At 52.4% G+C, this 19,060-nt stretch carries 18 protein-coding genes; 9 read left to right on the top strand and 9 right to left on the bottom strand.

Translation table 11 applies throughout. From position 1 onward, the window contains the following. Window positions 1-463 precede the first annotated feature (463 nt). Together AC6I8L_RS21885 and AC6I8L_RS21880 are read left to right on the top strand one after the other, a co-directional pair. Entirely contained in the window at window positions 464-1,807 is a 1,344-nt protein-coding gene (locus AC6I8L_RS21885; protein WP_479400092.1) for an MFS transporter, read from the top strand. 135 nt (window positions 1,808-1,942) lie between these two features. Continuing rightward, entirely contained in the window at window positions 1,943-3,100 is a 1,158-nt protein-coding gene (locus tag AC6I8L_RS21880) for an alpha-hydroxy acid oxidase (protein WP_058961030.1), read from the top strand. Between the two features lie 86 nt (window positions 3,101-3,186). On the opposite strand, the gene arnF is transcribed toward AC6I8L_RS21880, so the two are convergent. Genes arnF through arnB form a run of 7 tightly spaced genes read right to left on the bottom strand, consistent with a single transcriptional unit; the run spans window position 3,187 to window position 10,565 of the window. Further along, window positions 3,187-3,561, bottom strand: coding sequence for a 4-amino-4-deoxy-L-arabinose-phosphoundecaprenol flippase subunit ArnF (gene arnF, locus AC6I8L_RS21875; RefSeq protein WP_058961031.1), 375 nt, complete (start codon window positions 3,559-3,561; stop codon window positions 3,187-3,189). Continuing rightward, complete coding sequence (gene arnE / locus AC6I8L_RS21870; protein WP_058961032.1) at window positions 3,558-3,890, bottom strand: 4-amino-4-deoxy-L-arabinose-phosphoundecaprenol flippase subunit ArnE; 333 nt, start codon at window positions 3,888-3,890, stop codon at window positions 3,558-3,560. The genes arnF and arnE overlap by 4 nt, the downstream gene beginning before the upstream one ends. Further along, window positions 3,887-5,548 carry a lipid IV(A) 4-amino-4-deoxy-L-arabinosyltransferase gene (gene arnT / locus AC6I8L_RS21865; protein WP_058961033.1) on the bottom strand — a complete coding sequence of 554 codons (1,662 nt, stop codon included), beginning with the start codon at window positions 5,546-5,548 and terminating at the stop codon, window positions 3,887-3,889. The genes arnE and arnT overlap by 4 nt, the downstream gene beginning before the upstream one ends. A 31-nt stretch (window positions 5,549-5,579) precedes the next feature. Then, window positions 5,580-6,464 (bottom strand): 4-deoxy-4-formamido-L-arabinose-phosphoundecaprenol deformylase, encoded by an 885-nt coding sequence (arnD, locus tag AC6I8L_RS21860; RefSeq protein WP_058961034.1) that lies wholly within the window; start codon window positions 6,462-6,464, stop codon window positions 5,580-5,582. After that, window positions 6,461-8,440 carry a bifunctional UDP-4-amino-4-deoxy-L-arabinose formyltransferase/UDP-glucuronic acid oxidase ArnA gene (gene arnA, locus AC6I8L_RS21855; protein ID WP_058961035.1) on the bottom strand — a complete coding sequence of 660 codons (1,980 nt, stop codon included), beginning with the start codon at window positions 8,438-8,440 and terminating at the stop codon, window positions 6,461-6,463. Before arnA ends, arnD begins: the two co-directional genes overlap by 4 nt. Beyond that, complete coding sequence (gene arnC, locus AC6I8L_RS21850; protein ID WP_034829843.1) at window positions 8,437-9,423, bottom strand: undecaprenyl-phosphate 4-deoxy-4-formamido-L-arabinose transferase; 987 nt, start codon at window positions 9,421-9,423, stop codon at window positions 8,437-8,439. The genes arnA and arnC overlap by 4 nt, the downstream gene beginning before the upstream one ends. A 5-nt stretch (window positions 9,424-9,428) precedes the next feature. Then, window positions 9,429-10,565, bottom strand: coding sequence for a UDP-4-amino-4-deoxy-L-arabinose aminotransferase (arnB, locus tag AC6I8L_RS21845; protein WP_058961036.1), 1,137 nt, complete (start codon window positions 10,563-10,565; stop codon window positions 9,429-9,431). 527 nt (window positions 10,566-11,092) lie between these two features. Between arnB and AC6I8L_RS21840 the strand changes: the two genes are divergently transcribed. The 5 genes from AC6I8L_RS21840 to AC6I8L_RS21820 all read left to right on the top strand — a co-directional run bounded on the left by AC6I8L_RS21840 (window position 11,093) and on the right by AC6I8L_RS21820 (window position 15,996). After that, a complete protein-coding gene (locus AC6I8L_RS21840; protein ID WP_034829841.1) occupies window positions 11,093-11,302 on the top strand; it encodes a hypothetical protein in 210 nt (69 codons plus the stop codon). 306 nt (window positions 11,303-11,608) lie between these two features. Then, a complete protein-coding gene (locus tag AC6I8L_RS21835; RefSeq protein WP_058961037.1) occupies window positions 11,609-12,373 on the top strand; it encodes a prepilin peptidase in 765 nt (254 codons plus the stop codon). A gap of 215 nt (window positions 12,374-12,588) precedes the next feature. Then, window positions 12,589-13,971, top strand: a complete 1,383-nt coding sequence (locus tag AC6I8L_RS21830; RefSeq protein WP_034829839.1) for a diaminobutyrate--2-oxoglutarate transaminase — start codon at window positions 12,589-12,591, stop codon at window positions 13,969-13,971. Between the two features lie 12 nt (window positions 13,972-13,983). Further along, window positions 13,984-15,450 carry a pyridoxal phosphate-dependent decarboxylase family protein gene (locus AC6I8L_RS21825; protein ID WP_058961038.1) on the top strand — a complete coding sequence of 489 codons (1,467 nt, stop codon included), beginning with the start codon at window positions 13,984-13,986 and terminating at the stop codon, window positions 15,448-15,450. Between the two features lie 345 nt (window positions 15,451-15,795). Continuing rightward, complete coding sequence (locus AC6I8L_RS21820; protein ID WP_479400088.1) at window positions 15,796-15,996, top strand: hypothetical protein; 201 nt, start codon at window positions 15,796-15,798, stop codon at window positions 15,994-15,996. A gap of 35 nt (window positions 15,997-16,031) precedes the next feature. Here the strand turns inward: AC6I8L_RS21820 and AC6I8L_RS21815 are convergent, their stop codons facing one another. Further along, on the bottom strand, window positions 16,032-16,424 hold the full coding sequence (locus AC6I8L_RS21815; protein ID WP_058961040.1) for a RidA family protein: 393 nt from the start codon (window positions 16,422-16,424) through the stop codon (window positions 16,032-16,034). A gap of 129 nt (window positions 16,425-16,553) precedes the next feature. On the opposite strand from AC6I8L_RS21815, the gene AC6I8L_RS21810 reads away from it, so the two are divergent. Further along, window positions 16,554-17,162, top strand: a complete 609-nt coding sequence (locus AC6I8L_RS21810; protein ID WP_034829835.1) for a TetR/AcrR family transcriptional regulator — start codon at window positions 16,554-16,556, stop codon at window positions 17,160-17,162. Here AC6I8L_RS21810 and AC6I8L_RS21805 read toward each other — a convergent pair. Then, window positions 17,137-18,054 (bottom strand): LysR substrate-binding domain-containing protein, encoded by a 918-nt coding sequence (locus AC6I8L_RS21805; RefSeq protein ID WP_058961041.1) that lies wholly within the window; start codon window positions 18,052-18,054, stop codon window positions 17,137-17,139. The two genes, AC6I8L_RS21810 and AC6I8L_RS21805, sit on opposite strands and share 26 nt — an antisense overlap. Before the next feature lie 97 nt (window positions 18,055-18,151). On the opposite strand from AC6I8L_RS21805, the gene AC6I8L_RS21800 reads away from it, so the two are divergent. After that, window positions 18,152-19,015 carry an aldo/keto reductase family oxidoreductase gene (locus AC6I8L_RS21800; RefSeq protein WP_058961042.1) on the top strand — a complete coding sequence of 288 codons (864 nt, stop codon included), beginning with the start codon at window positions 18,152-18,154 and terminating at the stop codon, window positions 19,013-19,015. Window positions 19,016-19,060 lie beyond the last annotated feature (45 nt).

Below are 19,060 nucleotides of genomic sequence, written 5' to 3'. Positions count from 1 at the left end.
ACCATTTCGTAAAGAAAACGTCTAGCTGGAGTTAAGGTGAACAGGAAGGTTTAAGTCAAATTAAGAATTAACCCTTGAAAATCAGCAGGTAACGCGGGGTAACTTAATGCATTCATCTTCATTTATATCAATGCATTAGTCTAAATTTAAAGTCCATTCATTACTGAGTTTATTGAGGTTTATATATTCTTATTATGGATATTCGCAGATAACAGAAAAAACGATTTCCCAGTGAAACAGATCCATTCTATTTTGAATATTAATGTTATGAAGATTAATAAGCGCAGCGCTGTAGCGGGTCGGAAATAATTGACTCAAAATTGATATGCTGTCGATTCTCGAAGGCAGGAATCAAAGCGAGGATGTAAATTCGCGCCATCGTAAATTTGTGATCGTTCGCGCAACAAACCAACAAACATCCTTGTATGGTAGTCTAAAATTATAAACCTGCAGGATTTTGACTATGGCATCTTCCACTTTTACTCAGACCCAAACGGCACAGGGAAATCACACCTCACTCATTCGTCGTGTCGCTAGCGCATCGGCGATTGGTACCGCGGCGGAATATTATGATTTCTTTGCCTATGGCACGGCTGCAGTGCTGTTTTTTGGCCACCTGTTCTTCCCCAGCCACGACCCTTTGATCAGCACCCTCGCCGCATTTGCGACTTATGCGGTAGGCTTCCTCGCCCGGCCGATTGGCGGCATTGTTTTTGGCCATATTGGTGACAAAGTGGGACGTAAAAAAGCGCTGGTGGCCACCATCCTGATCGTGGGTCTCGGTACTTTTTGTATTGGCTTGCTGCCAACCTATGAAAAGATCGGCATCTGGGCACCGGTGTTGTTGATCGCCATACGTCTGTTGCAAGGTTTTGGCGTGGGCGGCGAACAAGCTGGCGCGGTCCTGATGACCGCAGAATATTCGCAAGCGTCACGTCGTGGTTTCTTTGCCAGCTGGGTACAAATCGGTGCGCCGGTTGGGTTCCTGCTGCCGCTGGCACTGTTCGCGATTCTTAATGCCTCCCTGAGCGCGGAACAAATGATGGATTGGGGCTGGCGCGTACCCTTCTTACTGAGTGCAGTGCTGGTCATCGTGGGTTTGTTTATTCGTTTACGCATCGATGAATCGCCAGTGTTCGCCGCCATTCGCGCAACCAAGGCCGCCGAATCGCGTCCGTTAAAAGAAGTGATTCGCGGTAATCCGAAATTAGTCATCAATGGTGTGGCGGCTAAATTAATTGAAGCTTGCGCCTTTGCCCTCTTCACGGTGATTATCCTGGCGTGGGGCAAAGCCAACAATCTCGACGCCGGCATACTGATGAACAGCATGATTGTAGCGGTGATTCTCGAGGTGTTTGCCATTCCGCTAATGGGGGCGTTATCCGATAAGATCGGTCGCAAACCGGTATACATGATGGGTGCACTGCTGATTTTGATTTCCATCGTGCCGTTCTTTTATGCCCTGTCCCAAAACAGCTACTGGCTAACGCAAATTGCGATGATTGTCGCGCTGACGCTGGGCCACAGTATGTGCTACGCCCCACAGGCTTCCTGGTTCCCGGAACAGTTCCCGACGCATATTCGCTGCAGCGGCATTGCAGTGATTTGGCAGGTGGGATCGTTAATTGGCAGTGGCGTGCTTGGCTTAGTCGCGGTGAAAATCCTGCAGGCCACCGATGGGCACTGGTATGGCCTGGCGCTGTATGTTGCGGTACTGGGGGTGATTTCCGTTGTAGGCCTGCTGCGATTGCCTGAAACGGCTCCAGGCCGACGTGATGGCGAATATCATACCTGGGAACAACATTAATTAACGATGGGCGCACTAAGGTGCGCCCATATGCTTTATTCAGATATGCAATGCCATTTAAAGCATTTGCCAGATCCCCTTCTTGCAATAGCATGACTTTTCTCTTCTTTATCCTCACAGCTGAATGGCTAGCCCATGCGCAAACTGTACCAACGTTGCCTCTCGTTAAATGATTTCGAGAAATATGCCCAAAAGCGTCTGCCCCATCCGCTGTTCGCTTATGTGTCCGGTGGTGTTGAGGACAACATTGCGCTCCATCACACTCAGCAATCCTATGCTCATTACGGCCTGATACCGGAAAACATGGTCGATGTGTCGCAACGTAATACTGAGGTAGATCTGTTTGGGCATCACTATGCGGCGCCTGTGGGTATTGCGCCGATGGGCATCTCTGCCATCACCGGTTTTCAGGGCGATATTGCTTTAGCGCGGGCAGCGGCGAGCAAGAACGTGCCCTTTATTATGAGCGGTTCCTCGTTGATTCCACTGGAGGACGTGGCTGCGGCTAATCCGGCAATGTGGTTCCAGGCCTATTTGCCAAAGACGCTGGAAGAGATTGATGCGTTGGTGGATCGCGTCAAGCGTGCGCGCATATCCGTACTGGTCGTGACGGTGGATACGCCGGTCAAAGCTAACCGGGAAAACAACGTGCGCGCCGGATTTTCCACGCCATTCCGCCCCAGTCTGGCCCTGGCGTGGCAAGGCGTCACTCATCCCCGCTGGCTTTACGGCACGCTGTTGAAAACCTTACTGACCTCGGGCATACCTTATTTCGAGAACAACAACGCAGTGCGTGGCGCACCGCTGTTTTCCAAAAATGCCGTGCGTGACTTCAGTGGGCGCAGCCATCTCACCTGGCAGCATATCGAACATATTCGTCAGCGCTGGACGGGCGCGATGGTGATTAAAGGCATTCTCAGTCGTAACGATGCATTACGTTGTAAATCCATCGGCATCGACGGCATTGTGGTCTCGAATCACGGTGGGCGTCAGTTGGATACGGTGATCCCGCCGATTTATGTTTTGCCCGAGATTGTCGCCGCAGCGGGAAATATGACGGTGATGATGGACAGCGGCATCCGGCGTGGCACTGATGTGATTAAAGCGCTGGCACTGGGGGCAAAGGCCTGCTTTGTTGGCAGGCCTTTTAACTATGCAAGTGCAGTAGGCGGAACATCGGGCGTTGAGTGGGCCATTGACCTTATCACTAATGAAGTCAGTCGCGATCTGGGCATGCTGGGTGCACCCTCGCTCACTGACCTCAGTGAAAAGCATTTACGCCTGATAAAGTGACAGCGTCACGCAATGCAGCTCGTCTACGAGATGTGGTCCCCGCTTTGGTTCCATGGGGCTCGCCTGTCACATCTAACGTTCTGCGGCTAAGGTTTGCGCGGCAGTGAAACGCACAACAATCCAAACACAATCAATATAACACCGGCAAAACTGCTCCAGCGGAAGGCTTCACCGAACATTGGCAACGAAATAGCTGCCAGCCACACCAGCACATAACTCAGGCTCAGCAACGGATAGAGGCGGTTAAGCTGCATATGACGCAGCGCCAGCATCCAGCACAGCATCGATAATGCGTACGCACCAAGTCCCAGACTGAGCAGGAGCAGCGGCTGCAGATGCTGCCAGAATTGCGGGCTAAGGATTGCAGTCAATGGCGGGAAATGTAGCATCGCGGCACGCAGGACCAATTGCGCCAGCGACACCAGCAGCACGCTACACAGCGCGAGGATCACCCCTTTCATAGGTGGCACCCCATCAGCGCGACCCCGGCAACAATCGCCAGCGTACCGAACCATTGTTGTAAGGTGTATGTCTCACGCCAGATCAACTTAGCTGCGATGGCCACCAACACGAAGTTGAGACTCAGCATCGGATAGGCCACGCTGACCGGCACCACACGCAATACCAGTAGCCACAGCAACATCGCCACGCCGAGCAAAAAGAGGCTCAGCGCAATCCACAAGATGAGCTGCTTCTTGCCGTGGCGCATCCCCAGATACGCCGCCTGCTTTTGACAAAGCTGGGCGGCGCAGCTCAACAAACTGACCAGAAGAATAAGCAACAGGTTCATGGTGTCGCGTTATAACCGTAATAGACCAGTCGACCTTGACGATAAACGTCATCCGGCGTTGGTATTGCAGGGTCAGGCCCGTTCTCGCCCGAGTTGAGCATCATCACTACGGACACTTTGCCATGGCGACGATGTTCACGCAGCCAGTCAGCAAATGCTGCGCCATCAACATAGCGCGTTTTCGCATCGGGATAGCTAAGACCGTATTGCAGTTCGCCTTTGGCATCATAGAAAGTGATATCACTGCGCTCAGTTTCCCACGCCACCGCAGCCGCGATGCCAGGATTGTCAGCCAGCAGATAACGGCTTTCTGCCAGTTGATGATGCACAGCCTGTACAAAACTCTGCGGCTGTTTGGAATCACGAACCTTCTGCGGTATCGCGAAGCCGATCAGTAGCGCCAGCGTTAACGGACAAAGCGCCGCCAGTTGCCAACGGCAGGCACCCGGTTTGAGACTGAACCACCCCATAATGCCCCAGCCGGCAAAGGCCAGTGCGCCACAGATTAACGGCAGTATTTCATCATGGGTATAAACGGGCTTGTGCGCCAATCCCCATGGCGCAACCACCACCAACAGGACTAAGGTGGTTATGGCGCCAAACAGCAGGTTTATCCAGCCATTAACTTTAAACACCCTCACTAACTGTGCAGAACCACTGTGGGCGTAATGCGCCATCAACAGTGCTAAAGGTGCAAAGCACGGCAGAATGTAGGTCGGCAGTTTGCCTTTAGCGATGCTAAAGAACAGCAGTGGCAAGATCACCCAACTTAACAGGTAAACGGCTCCCGCATGTTGACGACGCTGGCGCCATGCGCCCATCAGTGAGCCCGGCAGCAGCGCCAGCCATGGCAGGCATCCCGCCAGCAACACCGGCAGGTAATACCAGAAGGGGGCTTTGTGCTGTGCATCTTTCTCTGCAAAGCGCTGAATATGCTCAACCCAGAAGAAGTAATGCCAGAAATCCCCTTCCTGGCGATAAATGGCCAGCGCCCACGGCGCACTGAGCAGTGCGGCAACGATGATCGTCAAAGGTCCCCAGCGTAATAGCTCGCCGAAGCGTTTTTGCCAAATCGCCCAGGGCACTATCGCCAATACCGGCACCGCCAGCGCAAGGAAGCCCTTGGTCATGAAGCCCATCGCGCAGGCTGCGCCCAGCAGCACATAGCCGCAGAGACGCTGTTGCGTAGTAGAAGCTTGCGCCACCAGCCAATAGCAGCACATCGCGGCAACCATCCACAACAGCAGAATAGGATCCAGCACCGCGTAAGTGCCAATGCCATACACCAGAAGCGAAGTGAGAAAAATGATGCTGCCGGTCAGAGCGATTTTCCGGCTGGCAAACATCTGATGACCCAGCCAATAAATCAGCACTGCACTGAGCGTGGTGCAAAAAATCGAACCGGCGCGTACACCGAAGTTGGTATGGCCAAACAAGAGCTGGCCGATATTGTTGACCCAATAACCCGCTATGGGCTTTTCGAAATAACGCAAATCAAAGAAGTGCGGTACCAACCAATTGCCATTGACCAGCATTTCACGGCTGATTTCAGCGTAGCGGGTTTCATCCGGCTGCCATAAAGCGCGGAATTCGATCGGGATAAGATAATAAAGCGCGAAAAGCGCCAGCAGCAGCGCCGTTTTGGTGCCTGTACGCATCCGTGGTTCCTATAAAGTTTCCTGTTAACGTTTAGCGCTGGCAGCCCAGCCAGCCTTCGCGTCCGGGTATATGTCCACGTACCAGATTGCCCTGCGGGAGTGTGCTGAGATCGTCAGGTAACAACTCGCTCAGAGGACAGAAGTGAATGCCTTGTTGCTCCGCGCGGGTTAATAACTCGCCAAACGCCTTAGAACCGATAATGCCTTCAACTTCAGCATGAATGGTGTACACCGGCGATCCTTCGGCTGCGAGCATCTGCTCAAGAATGAAATCGTTATAGTCAGCGGCGCTAACCGACTGTCCGACTACTTCATCCCAGGTAGGCAATGTCACGGGGATTTGCACCGTGCCTAAGCTGCCATCACGCAGACGCGGCAAGAAGGGTCCAGTACCACGACAATCACTGTTGTAGCTGAAACCGAAGGTCTGCTTAGCGGCGACAACGCGGCCATCCGCCCGCCATCCGGCCACGGCAGAGCAAGTGACAGCGTCACCGATAATCGCTTCCAGTGCGGCTTTCCCACGCGAAATCTGTTCCAGCAACTTCTCTTCTGACCACACGCCTGCCCAGGTTTGCCAGGCAAAGTGATCCCAGGCGTGCAGACCGACTTCATGATGATCGGCTGTGGCGCTGATGATCTCCTCCAGACCGCGGCCAATCACACGTCCTGGCCAGGCCGTACCAGCCAACAAAATATCCCACCCGTAGAGTGAAGCTGCGCGCGAGCGCAGCATTTTCCATAAGAAGCGCGGTTTCATCAGGCGCCACAAGTGGCGCCCCATGTTATCCGGCCCAACGCTAAAGAAGAAACTGGCCTGCAACTGATGCAGGCTAAACTGCTCTAGCAGCGCCGGAACGCCGAGTTTGGTTCCACGCCAGGTATCAACATCTACGCGCAAACCAATTTTCTTCATGGCTTATCCTGCAACTCAACGGTGCGCAGGAAGAAATCCAGCGTGTTATCGATCGTGGTATCCATCTCAATGGTCGGCGTCCAGTCCAGCAAGCGACGCGCATTTTTGATTGACGGCTTACGATGCTCGACGTCCTGATAACCTTTACCGTAGTAGCTGCTGCTCTCTACTTCGCGGAAACCGGCGAACGGCGGGAATTGGTTGCGCAGCGGATGACGTTCGAAGCTTGCCAGCAGACGTTCCGCCAGCTCTTTGATGCTCGCCTCGTTTTCCGGGTTACCGACGTTGACGATCTGACCGTCGCAGTTGTTGTTCTTGTTCTCAATGATGCGGAACAAAGCTTCAATACCATCACGAATGTCAGTGAAGCAGCGCTTCTGTGCACCACCGTCGATTAACTTGATCGGCGAACCTTCCACCAGGTTGAGGATCAATTGGGTGATCGCACGGGAGCTACCAATACGCGCAGCGTTGAGGTTATCAAGACGCGGGCCCATCCAGTTGAAAGGACGGAACAGCGTGAAACGCAGCCCTTCTTTTTCGCCATAGGCCCAAATCACGCGGTCCAGCAGCTGTTTGGAAACCGAATAGATCCAGCGCTGTTTGTTGATCGGCCCCACCACCAGGTTGGAGTGATCTTCATCGAAGTGTTTATCGGTGCACATGCCGTACACTTCTGACGTGGAAGGGAAGATGATGCGCTTTTTGTATTTGACGCAATCGCGGATGATCTTGAGGTTCTCTTCAAAATCGAGTTCGAACACGCGCAGCGGGTTGCGGGTGTATTCAATTGGCGTAGCAATCGCCACCAGTGGCAACACCACGTCACATTTTTTGATGTGATATTCGATCCACTCTGAGTGAATGCTGATATCACCTTCAACAAAGTGGAAGCGCGGCTGATCGAGGAAACGGCTGATAGCATCAGAGCCGATATCCAGACCGTAAACTTCAAAGTTGTCATCCTGCAGCAAACGTTCGGTCAAGTGGTTACCGATAAATCCGTTTACACCCAGGATCAGTACACGCGTACGACGTTTAACGGCTGCAACTGGCTGAGAGTACAACAGTGCGCCCGGCACCATCCCCAGACTCTGCGCCAACTGGCTGCCGTTCATATAGACGCCATTTTCACTTTGTCCGGTCACCACTTCCAGTGCACCCTCCCCGCAAGCAATCAGGAAAGGCTCAACGGAAATCACTGTGCCTGGCTTCGCTTTTGGCGCATCAGCATGTACGCGCCCTTTCCACACGACAAACTTCACGGTTCCCGCGAAAGCAAATGCGCCCGGCCATGGATCGGTGACCGCACGGACCAGGTTGTTGATTGACTGTGCAGACTGCTCCCACTTAATGCGACCGTCTTCTGGTGTGCGACGTCCCACCACCGTCGCCTGGCTGTGATCCTGAGGAATTGCCGCAATTTCACCACGTTTCATCGCTGGCAGTGCCTGCTCCAGCAGTTGTGTAGCACAGGCTGTCAGTTTGCGATGCAGAGTTAAGGCGTTTTCTTGTTCATCAATGGCGACACGCTGATGTGCCACGATATCGCCTGCATCCGCGCGTTTTACCATGCGATGCAGGGTCACGCCGGTTTCAGTCTCGCCATTCACTAACGCCCAGTTAAGTGGCGCGCGCCCACGATATTTAGGCAGCAGTGAACCATGCAGGTTGAAAGCGCCCAGGCGCGCGCTGCTGAGGATGCTGTCATTGAGCAGATTGCGATAGTAGAAGGAGAAAATGTAATCCGGTGCCATGGATTTAATGCGGTCGACCCACAGCGGATGGTTAGCATCTTCCGGCGCATACACCGCGATACCCTGCTCTGCCGCCAAACGGGCGACAGAACCAAAGAAGTGGTTCTCATTAGCAGAATCAGCATGAGTGAAGATCGCGCTGATTTCGAAACCCGCATTTAACAGCGCAGTAATACCTGCACAGCCCATATCGTGATAGGCGAAGACGATAGTTTTCATTGCTCAATTTCCTGTACAGAGGAGACATCTTTCTGCGAGTTAATAACACGTTGAATGAAGTAGCGCGGACGAGCGCGGACGTCGTTGTAAATTCGGCCGATGTATTCGCCGAGTAGGCCCATACCGATAAATTGCGCGCCGACAAAAATAAACAGCACCGCAAACAGCATGAACACCCCGTCTCCGGCCCAGTCGGCACCGAGGAACAGACGCAATACGATCAGTACCAGTGAGAAGGCGAAACCGGCCAATGCAATCAGACTGCCAACAATACTCAGCAGGCGCAGTGGCGTGGTGGTCAGGCAAGTCACCAGGTCGTACATCAAATTGATCAGCTTCATAAAGCTGTATTTCGAATCACCAAATTCGCGCTCGGCGTGGGCGACAGGCAGCTCAATCGTGCGGCGCGCAAAGGTGTTGGCCAGGATAGGAATAAAAGTGCTGCGCTCGTGACAGTTGAGCATGGCATCGACAATGTGACGGCGATAAGCACGTAACATGCAGCCATAGTCACCCATCGCTTTACCGGTGACGCGTTGAATCAGCTGGTTGATGGTGCGGGAAGCGCGGCGACGAAACCAACTGTCCTGACGATTTTGACGCACAGTACCGACCACGTCATACCCCTGCTGAGCGGCTTGCACCAGATTGGGGATCTCTTCGGGTGGATTCTGCAAATCCGCATCCAGTGTGATAATCAGGTCGCCTGATACATGGCTAAAACCCGCCATGATTGCCGAGTGCTGTCCATAGTTGCGGTTCAGCAATACGCCGACCACATGGCTTCCGGGCATGTCAGCAGCATCGGCGATCATCTCACCTGAGCGGTCGCTACTGCCGTCATCCACCAGCAAAATCTCATAATCGAGATTCAGCACAGCACATGCCGCATCGGTGCGACGCACCAACTCTGGCAGGCTCTCCTCTTCGTTGTAAACCGGGATCACCACGGAGACTTTACGAATATCTTTTTCTTCGAGCATGTCAATCAAACTCCAGCGATATGACGTAATGCGCTGATCACGCGGCTAACGTCGTCATCGCTCATATCTGGAAACAGCGGTATTGAGCAAATGCGGTCGCTATTCCATTCCGTGTTTGGCAAGGAAAGTTGTGGGTAGCGTTCGCGATAATATTTGTGGGTATGTGCCGCGCGGAAATGCAAACCAGTGCCGATGTCTTGTGCTTTCAGCGTTTCCATCAACGCATCGCGGCTGAGTCCACACTGTGCTTCATCAACGCGAATGATGAACAAATGCCAGGCGTGTTGATGCGCCCAGGTGGGTTGAGACAATGGCAGGAATGGCGTATCAGCCAGTTCTTTTAAATAGCGTTGGGCAATCTCTGCACGGCGAGCATTGATGGCGGGCAGTTTGTTCAACTGAACCAGAGCAATCGCAGCGCTAATGTCCGGCAAGTTATATTTGAACCCAGGCATAATCACTTCAGCCTGCGGTTTACGGCCATGCGTGTGACGGTCATAAGCATCAACACCCAAGCCGTGGAATTTCAGGCTGCGCATGCGATCGGCCAACTCAGCGTCATCGGTAACAATTAAGCCACCTTCCGCGCAGGTCATGTTTTTAATGGCATGGAAAGAGAAAATAGCCGTGCCCTTATTACCGACATGCTGACCTTTGTAATAACAACCTGCAGAGTGTGCCGCATCTTCGATCACTGCGATGCCATGGCGTTTACCAATGGCGCGAATGGCGTCAATGTCCGCAGGAGCACCGGCATAATGCACCGGAATGATGGCACGCGTCTGTGGCGTGATGGCCGCTTCAATTTGCTCAGGCGTGACCATCAGCGTATCGCGGTCAACATCAATCATCACTGGCGTTGCACCCAGCAGCGTAATGATGTTGATGGTGGATACCCACGTCAGTGAAGGTGTGATCACCTCATCACCCGGCTGGATGTCTAACGCGAGGAGGGTGACGTGCATGCCTGCCGTGGCGGAACTGACAGCAATCGCATGTTGATTGCCGGTTAACTGGCAAAAGGCTTGTTCCAACGCCGCATTTTTCGGGCCGGTGGTGATCCAACCTGATTCAAAAACCTCTTTTACTGCCGCTAACTCTTCCTCGCCCAAAGCGGGGCGCGAGAATGGAAGAAAAGTCATAAGTTTACCTTAACGTTTTACACCTAAAATTGCCTGCAACAGGACCAGTTGCAGTGTGCAGTGATTCAGATCCATAACAACTTTCAGTAACTTGCTGTTTAAACTTAGATTACACAGAAAAAATTAGATGGCACTAAGTGTTAATTTTTTAACCTACAGCAAAAAACTTAAGCACACCTGTCTTATTGCTTGTAGAACAAAATACGGATGAAAACTTAACTGAACATTAAATGGGTAACGCGCAAGGTGGCTTTTTTCTTAAATGTTGAGGATTGGTAGAAGATGTACGTTCAACCGTTATGTGCCGCTATTTAGTCGTCAACAAAGTTTCATCAAGATGACTAAACTCGTGAAACATTTCGTTTGCAGCTTTTCTGAACACCAAAAATTGAAATCTGAAGATGAAGGAAAAATGACAATTAAACAGTGTGTTAGCAAAGTCGCAGCGCTGTTCTTAAGGTTAAGCTAAGCTTCAAACCATACTCTATGTCGGGATATTGGCGTTGAAACGATTGGAGGGGATGAAGATGAACACCGGAGCTGACAGACTGGCGCAGGCCGCCCTGCGTCGCCATCATATTGGGGTGAAAACCAAAGGGTTACGTTTCCGCGGAGACCTCTATGTCTTCCGCTACAATGCGGGTCACTATGACGTGTTCCTCAATAATGACCGTGTGATGTCCCTGGCGACCAGCAACGTGCAGGAAGCTATCCAGATGTTCAAACAGCAGTCATGATGCATGGGTTGCTGTTAGCACGGTAAGCTGTGCGCCTTGCGCTAAACGCATCCCTCCTCGCCACGGACGCCGTCCCATTTCCACTGCTCTGCACCACCTGTTTATCTGCTGAAAAGTTTTTGGCACACCTCCTCCCAACGGGGAAGCGGTAACGGTTCAGTCGCGATCGGCATTTGCTCCTCATCGCCTGAACACCGATCGTGAAACGCGATGTAAAACACCGTAATTACCCTTTTATACTCGCCTCCTTCGCGCTTCAGGCGTAGGTTTCTTTTCGATAAAACCGGAAAGGAACAAGAGGTCAACATGGAGTGGATACTGTGGTTGCTGGCAACGGTGATAGCCTTGAGCATCGGTAGCTTTATTAATGTCGTTATTTATCGCGTGCCTCTGCAGCTTTTACAGCCCGGCAATAGCGTGAATTTAAGGCAACCGGCTTCACACTGCACTGTTTGCAAAAAATGTTTGCGCTGGCGAGACAATATGCCGTTAGTGAGTTGGGTGTTACTACGCGGTCGGTGTCATTTTTGCCGTTGTGCTATCAGCCTGCGCTATCCGTTAACAGAAACTGCCTGTGCAACAATCAGCCTGGTATTTGTCGCGCTCCTCCCGGTTGATAAATCATTGCTCGCCTTACTCGTGCTGTTTTGGCTACTGCTGACCGTCGCGATCATCGATTACGAGCATTATTTGTTGCCAGATGTAATCACCCTGCCTTTGCTATGGCTTGGACTATTATTAAAGGCAGGAGAATGGCTACCAGGCTCACTCCATGATGCCGTCTTTGGTGCGGTGATGGGTTACAGCGCGCTTTGGCTAATCCGCTATATATATCAATATTTTAGCGGGAGACTGGCATTGGGTTTAGGAGACGCAAAGTTAGTGGCAGCATTAGGCGCGTGGTTGGGTTGGGCACTCTTACCCTATGTACTATTACTGGCTTGTAGCGGGGCAATTTGTGCGCTGTTTATCGCCAAACTGGTCTGCAAACGTGCCCTTAATCAACCCCTTGCTTTTGGTCCCTGGATTGCTCTGGCGGGCATAAGTCTTTTTATTAACACGATTATTTAATAACCACTTCATCTGCTGGCGCTAAAATAGCCGGCCAATTAGTGGGCAACGCCCTGATTCCTATATGAAAAGAATAAACAAATCTAAACAAAATAAATCATTGTGATGTACGTCAAAAGGCTCTATATTGGCCGCGTTTTTTAAACCACTGATACTTTTTTGTTCAACTAGTCAATCGGCCAGCCATCACGAGCCCCGGTTGAAGGAGAGATATGATGACGGATAAAGTCCGTATTGATAATTTTGGTGCCAACGCATTCAATGGAAACAACGACGCTTTCTTAGCCCGTCAGGCTGAGTTTGAATCAAACGTCAGGAGCTACCCGCGCAAGTTGCCTTTAGCGATTGCCAAAGCCAACGGCGTGTGGATCACAGATGTCGAGAATAAACAATATCTTGACTGCCTGGCTGGCGCAGGGACGCTGGCACTTGGTCATAACCATCCTGATGTTCTGCAGAGCATCCAAAATGTCATTACCAGCGGCTTGCCGTTACATACTCTTGATCTGACGACACCTCTTAAAGATCAATTCTCAGAATCTCTGCTCTCGCTGCTGCCTGGCCAGGGTAAAGAATATTGCCTGCAGTTCACCGGTCCTTCCGGTGCGGATGCGGTTGAAGCAGCACTGAAGCTGGCGAAGAAAGTCACTGGCCGTAGCGGCGTGATCAGCTTCTCTGGTGGTTACCATGGTATGACTCATGGTGCGCTGGCTGTGACTGGCAACCTGTCACCGAAAGAAGCCGTTAACGGCATGATGCCAGAAGTGCAGTTCATGCCTTACCCGCATCTGTACCGTTGCCCACTGGGTCTCGGCGGTGAAGCGGGTGTGAAAGCCCTGACTTACTACTTCGAAAACCTGATAAACGACGTGGAAAGCGGCGTACGCAAGCCTGCAGCCGTTATCCTTGAAGCCGTTCAGGGTGAAGGCGGTGTGAACCCTGCTCCGGTCGAGTGGCTGCAGCGCATCCGTAAAGTCACTCAGGAACACGGTATTCTGCTGATTCTTGATGAAGTTCAGGCAGGCTTTGCCCGTACCGGCAAATTCTTTGCCTTCGAACACGCAGGCATTGAGCCAGACATTATCGTGATGTCTAAAGCCGTAGGCGGTGGTCTGCCACTGGCTGTTCTGGGTATCAAAAAGCAGTTCGACGCCTGGTCTCCAGGTCACCACACTGGTACCTTCCGCGGCAACCAGCTGGCGATGGCAACCGGTCTGGCCACCCTGAAAGTCCTGACCGAGCAGAACATCGCCGGTAAAGTGGCTGAACAAGGTGAATGGCTGAAAGCACAGCTGGCTGAGATGCAGAAACGCTTCCCGGTTATCGGTCACATCCGCGGTCTGGGCATGATGATCGGTATCGAGATCGTTAAACCAAACGAAGCGGCTGACCATATGGGTAGCCTGCCGGCTGATGGTGAACTTTCGGCACTGCTGCAGAAGAAGTGCTTCGAAGCAGGTCTGATTCTGGAGCGTGGCGGTCGTCACGGTGCAGTGCTGCGTCTGTTGCCGTCACTGCTGATCACCAACGAAGAGCTGGCGATTTTCCTGGATAAATTTGAGCAGGCGCTGATTGGCGCTGGTGTCAAACCTGTTTGATTGGAAGAGTAAATGTCTGAAGTAAACCCGATTCTGGCCGCCTCTGCACAAAGCATTGAGGCGTACCAGCAGGCGATTGCCCAAAGCAGCGCCGCGGTTGTGCAGTGGCTGCAACAGCCTGAGATGTATCAAGGCAAAAGCGTTGCCGAACTGCGCGAGCGTATCACGCTCGACTTCAATCCAAACGGCCTGGGTAACCAGGCCGCGATTGAACGCGCGATTGAGTATTTCCTGAAAGACAGCCTGTCAGTGCACCACCCACAATGTGTGGCGCACCTGCACTGCCCTAGCCTGGTGGTTAGCCAGGCTGCCGAAGTGTTGATTAACGCCACCAACCAGAGTATGGACTCATGGGATCAGAGCCCATCTGCCACCATCATTGAGGTCAAACTGATCGAATGGTTGCGTGCACAGGTGGGTTATCCAGCAGGCGATGCTGGCGTGTTCACCAGTGGTGGCACCCAAAGCAACCTGATGGGTCTGATGCTGGCGCGTGATGCGTTCTATCAGCGTCAAGGTCATTCAGTGCAGTTGGACGGCATCACTGGCGATCTGCGTAAGATCAAAGTGTTGTGTTCTGAGAACGCGCACTTCTCGGTACAGAAAAACATGGCGCTGCTTGGCCACGGCTACAATTCTGTGGTGCAGGTGAAGTCTGATCAGTTCGCACGCATGGACGTTAACGACCTGAAAGCCAAACTGGCACAGGCCGAAGCCAATGGCGAGCAGATTCTAGCGATTGTCGCGACGGCTGGTACTACCGATGCGGGTGCGATTGATCCACTTCGCGAAATCGCGGGCATCGCGGCTGAGCACAACATTTGGATGCATGTCGATGCAGCCTGGGGCGGTGCACTGCTGCTGTCTGAAAAGTATCGTGACTATCTGGACGGCCTGGAGTTAGTGGATTCGGTGACTCTCGACTTCCACAAACAGTATTTCCAGACCATCAGCTGTGGCGCATTCCTGTTGAAAGACGAGCGTCACTACGAGCTGATGCGTTATCAGGCGGCTTACCTGAACTCTGAGTTCGATGAAGAAGCGGGTGTTCCTAACCTGGTTTCAAAATCTCTGCAGACCACGCGTCGTTTCGATGCATTGAAACTGTGGATGGGTCTGGAAGCGTTGGGCCAGAAACAGTATGCCGCGATCATCGACCATGGTGTGACGCTGGCACAGGAAGTGGCGAAGTTTGTTGCGTCAGAACCACGCCTTGAGCTGGTGATGCAGCCACAGCTGGCAAGCGTACTGTTCCGCTACCGTCCAGAGCAACTGACCGATACCGCGCAGATTGCTCTGTTCAACCAGCGCATCGGCGATGCTCTGCTGGATTCAGGCCGCGCTAACGTTGGCGTGACTGAAAACCAGGGCGTTACCTGCCTGAAACTGACGCTGCTGAACCCAACCGTGACGCTGGAAGACATCAAAGTCCTGCTGGCGCTGGTGGAGAAAACCGCGAATCAGATGCTGAACGCGTAATTTCGCTTCAAACGAAAAGCCGATAACTGGCAACAGTCATCGGCTTTTTTATTGCCTGCCATCTTTAATTATAAATATCCCGCACCCTATTTCCAGGATGATTCTGATAACCGATTGATCGGTCGAATAATTCCCTTCTTGTCACTTAATAGCCATATACCTTTGTGTAAACTCCCTCTAATCCTGACTGGTATAAACGCCTTCATTCTGCGCTGCCATTCACCGGACATTGATGACAGGAGTGTTGCTGATGCAGGTTTGCACCATGGATTACAAGAAGCTGTCGCGAGATGGTAAAACGTTGCCGCTCGAATGCTATGGGATTGGTTCTTTTGACGTATTCAAATGAAAATACTTATTTTCTTTATCATCCTTATTGCAGGCATCGTGTTGATTCCCGGTGGACTCATTAGCCATGTAGTCCGCGTATCCGGTGATGGTGAAACAGCGATGGATAAATACGATTTCACCCTTCTGCTGATTAAGGCAGCCATTTCTGCACTCATTGCCCTGGCAGTATTGCAGATTGTTCGCCGGGTGCGCTGATTCAACAGACACACCTCCCTGTGCGGCACGCTGAACTATTGAGGAATTCGCGCGATCACCTTGATTTCAAAATCAAACCCCGCCAACCAGTTTACCCCCACTGCCGTCCAGTTTGGGTACGGCGCTTCACCAAAATGCCGTAAACGTATCTCATTCACGATGGCAAATTGGTTTTCAGGATCGGTATGAAAACTGGTGACATCCACCACATCACCCAGCGTACATCCCGCTGCTTTCAGCACAGCCTGCAGGTTTCCAAACGCCAGATTAACCTGACCTGCAAAATCAGGTTCCGCAGAACCGTCCTCCCGACTTCCTACCTGCCCCGAAACAAATAACAGGTCACCGGAACGTATTGCGGCAGAATATTGGTTAATTTCATACAGCGCCTGACGTCCCGCTGGAAAAATGGCATTGCGATTGTTCATAATCGCACTCCTGATGGAAAAAAGGGTGAAACCGGGTAGCTAAGCCGGTTATCGATTTAACATACGCCGCGTATGTATTAATATGGATAACATACGCATCGTATGTCAATGCAAATTTTTGGAGTTGCTATGGCAGCCAAACGGCGAACAGAACAGGTAGAAGAAACGCGGGCAAAATTGATTGAGGCTGCTCGAAGGGCCTTCGCAGAGAAAGGATATAACGCCGCATCAATGGATGATCTGACCGCTGAAGCAGGGCTGACGCGGGGAGCGCTTTATCACAATTTCGGCGATAAAAAGGGCCTATTGCAAGCCGTTATCGACCAGATCGACGCAGAGATTTTGGTGCAGATGCATGCCGCTGGGCAGCAGTTTGAATCAAAGTGGCATGCCTTTCTGGCTGAAGCGATAACCTACATTGAGATGTCACTGGAGCCAGAGGTGCAACGCATCATGCTGCTTGATGGTCCCGCTGTGCTCGGCGATCCTTCACAGTGGCCCAATCAGACTGCCTGTCTGCGCACCACTGCAGACAGGCTCTCTGTACTGATTGCAGAGGGCACGGTGAAGCCGATGGATACTGAAGCGGCCGCACATTTAGTCAATGGCGCCGCATTAAATGCCGCGCTGTGGATTGCCGCCTCCAGCGAACCGGTAGCTGCGCTTCCGCGCGCGGTTGATGCGTTTCGCGTATTGATGTCCGGACTGCTGGTTAACCCGCCTGCTGCTGCGCATTGAGTTCGCGCACATAGTCGAGGAAGGCTTGTAACGGTGCCGGGATCAGCCGGCGATCGTTATAGTAGAGCCACAGACCGGAAAATCTCTGCCACCACTCAGGTAAAATCGGCTGCAAACTACCGTCATTCAAGGCGGGTTTGATCCAGTCTTCGAACAAATAAACCACTCCCACGCCTGCAACAGCAGCAGAAACCGTGAGATCCATTGCCGCACCAATACTGCAAATCAATGGACCTTTTGGCTGTAAGCGCACGACCTCATCCCCATTTTCGAACTCCCAATCGGCAATGACACCCGTCGCGTAGCGACCATACAAGCAGCGGTGCTGCATTAAATCGCGGGGGTGTTGCGGCATGCCATGCTTCGCCAGATAGCCAGGCGCAGCGGCGGCAGCAAAACGTTGGCTGCGCGGACCAATTGGCAATGCCACCATATCCTGTTCAAGGTGGTCATCGTAACGAATGCCGGCATCACAGCCATCGCGGAAAATATCCTGCACGTTGCTCTCCGCCACGACCTCCAACTGAATGTCGGGATAGCGCTCAAGGAAGCCGGGCACGATGGAGGGCAGCACCAACCGGGCAGCGCTAACGGGGACATTCAAACGCAGTGTCCCTCCCGGCGTATTACGAAAATTATTCAGTGCATCCAGAGCAGCATCAACTTCGTTCATCGCTGGCATCAAGCGCGACATTAACGCTCTGCCCGCTTCGGTGAGCACCACGGTGCGTGTGGTGCGGTTAAATAACCGAACGCCTAGTTGTTCTTCCGCTCGTCTTACGGCGTCACTTAAACGAGAAGGATTGCTTCCCGTCATGCGGGCGGCTTCACGAAATCCGCCCGCTTTTGCCACGGCCACCACCGAATGTAGCAGTGCAATATCCAATGCCATTGTTCGCCATTCCGCACACTGTGTCCTGATTTAACCGGATAGTTGCACAGCCATGCGTCGATTACAATCTGTACACACATCGACGAAGGAGGTTTCCATGTCTCACAACGCAAATACCTATACTTTGGGTGATCGTCAGGTTAAACGCCTCGGTTATGGCGCCATGCAGCTGGCCGGCAAAGGCGTGTTTGGGCCGCCAGCCGATGAGAATCGGGCATTACAGGTACTACGTGATGCGGTGGCTGCTGGCGTCAATCATATCGATACCAGCGACTTTTATGGCCCGCACATTACTAACCAACTGATAAAGAAAGCTCTGTATCCCTATTCCGACGATCTGGTGATCGTCACCAAAGTCGGTGCTCGTCGTGATGCGAAAGGAGGCTGGTTGCCCGCTTTCTCCCCCGATGAGTTGACTCAGGCGGTAGAAGACAATCTGCGCCATCTTGGTCTGGAGGTGATGGAAGTCGTGAATCTGCGTTCGATGCTCGACGTGCACGCACCTGCAGAAGGCTCACTGGAACCGCAGGTCGAAGCGATGATCAAGCTTAAAGAGCGCGGACTGGTTAAGCATATTGGTCTGAGCAACGTAACGGCCAAACAAGTGGAAGATGCGCAGGAAATGACGCCCATCGCCTGTGTGCAGAATCTCTACAATCTGGCAAATCGCCAGGATGAAGCGTTGGTCGATCAACTGGCTGCGCAGGGCATTCCTTATGTGCCGTTCTTCCCATTGGGTGGTTTCTCACCGCTGCAATCCGAGCAGCTTACCGCCGTGGCCGAAGAGTTGAATGCCACTACATTGCAGGTTGCCCTGGCCTGGTTACTTCAGCGTTCGCCAAACATTCTGTTGATTCCTGGCACATCATCACCAGAACATCTCCAGCAGAATCTCGCCAGTGGCGATCTGGTGTTGAGTGCCGATGTCGTGCAACGTTTAAACGGTATCGCTCAGTCCTGAATGACGCGGCCCCCGGGCCGCCCAACATTATGATTGCATGCGCAC

It is taken from the genome of Type-E symbiont of Plautia stali (assembly GCF_059731115.1).
This window is presented reverse-complemented; position numbering and strand designations above follow the sequence as displayed.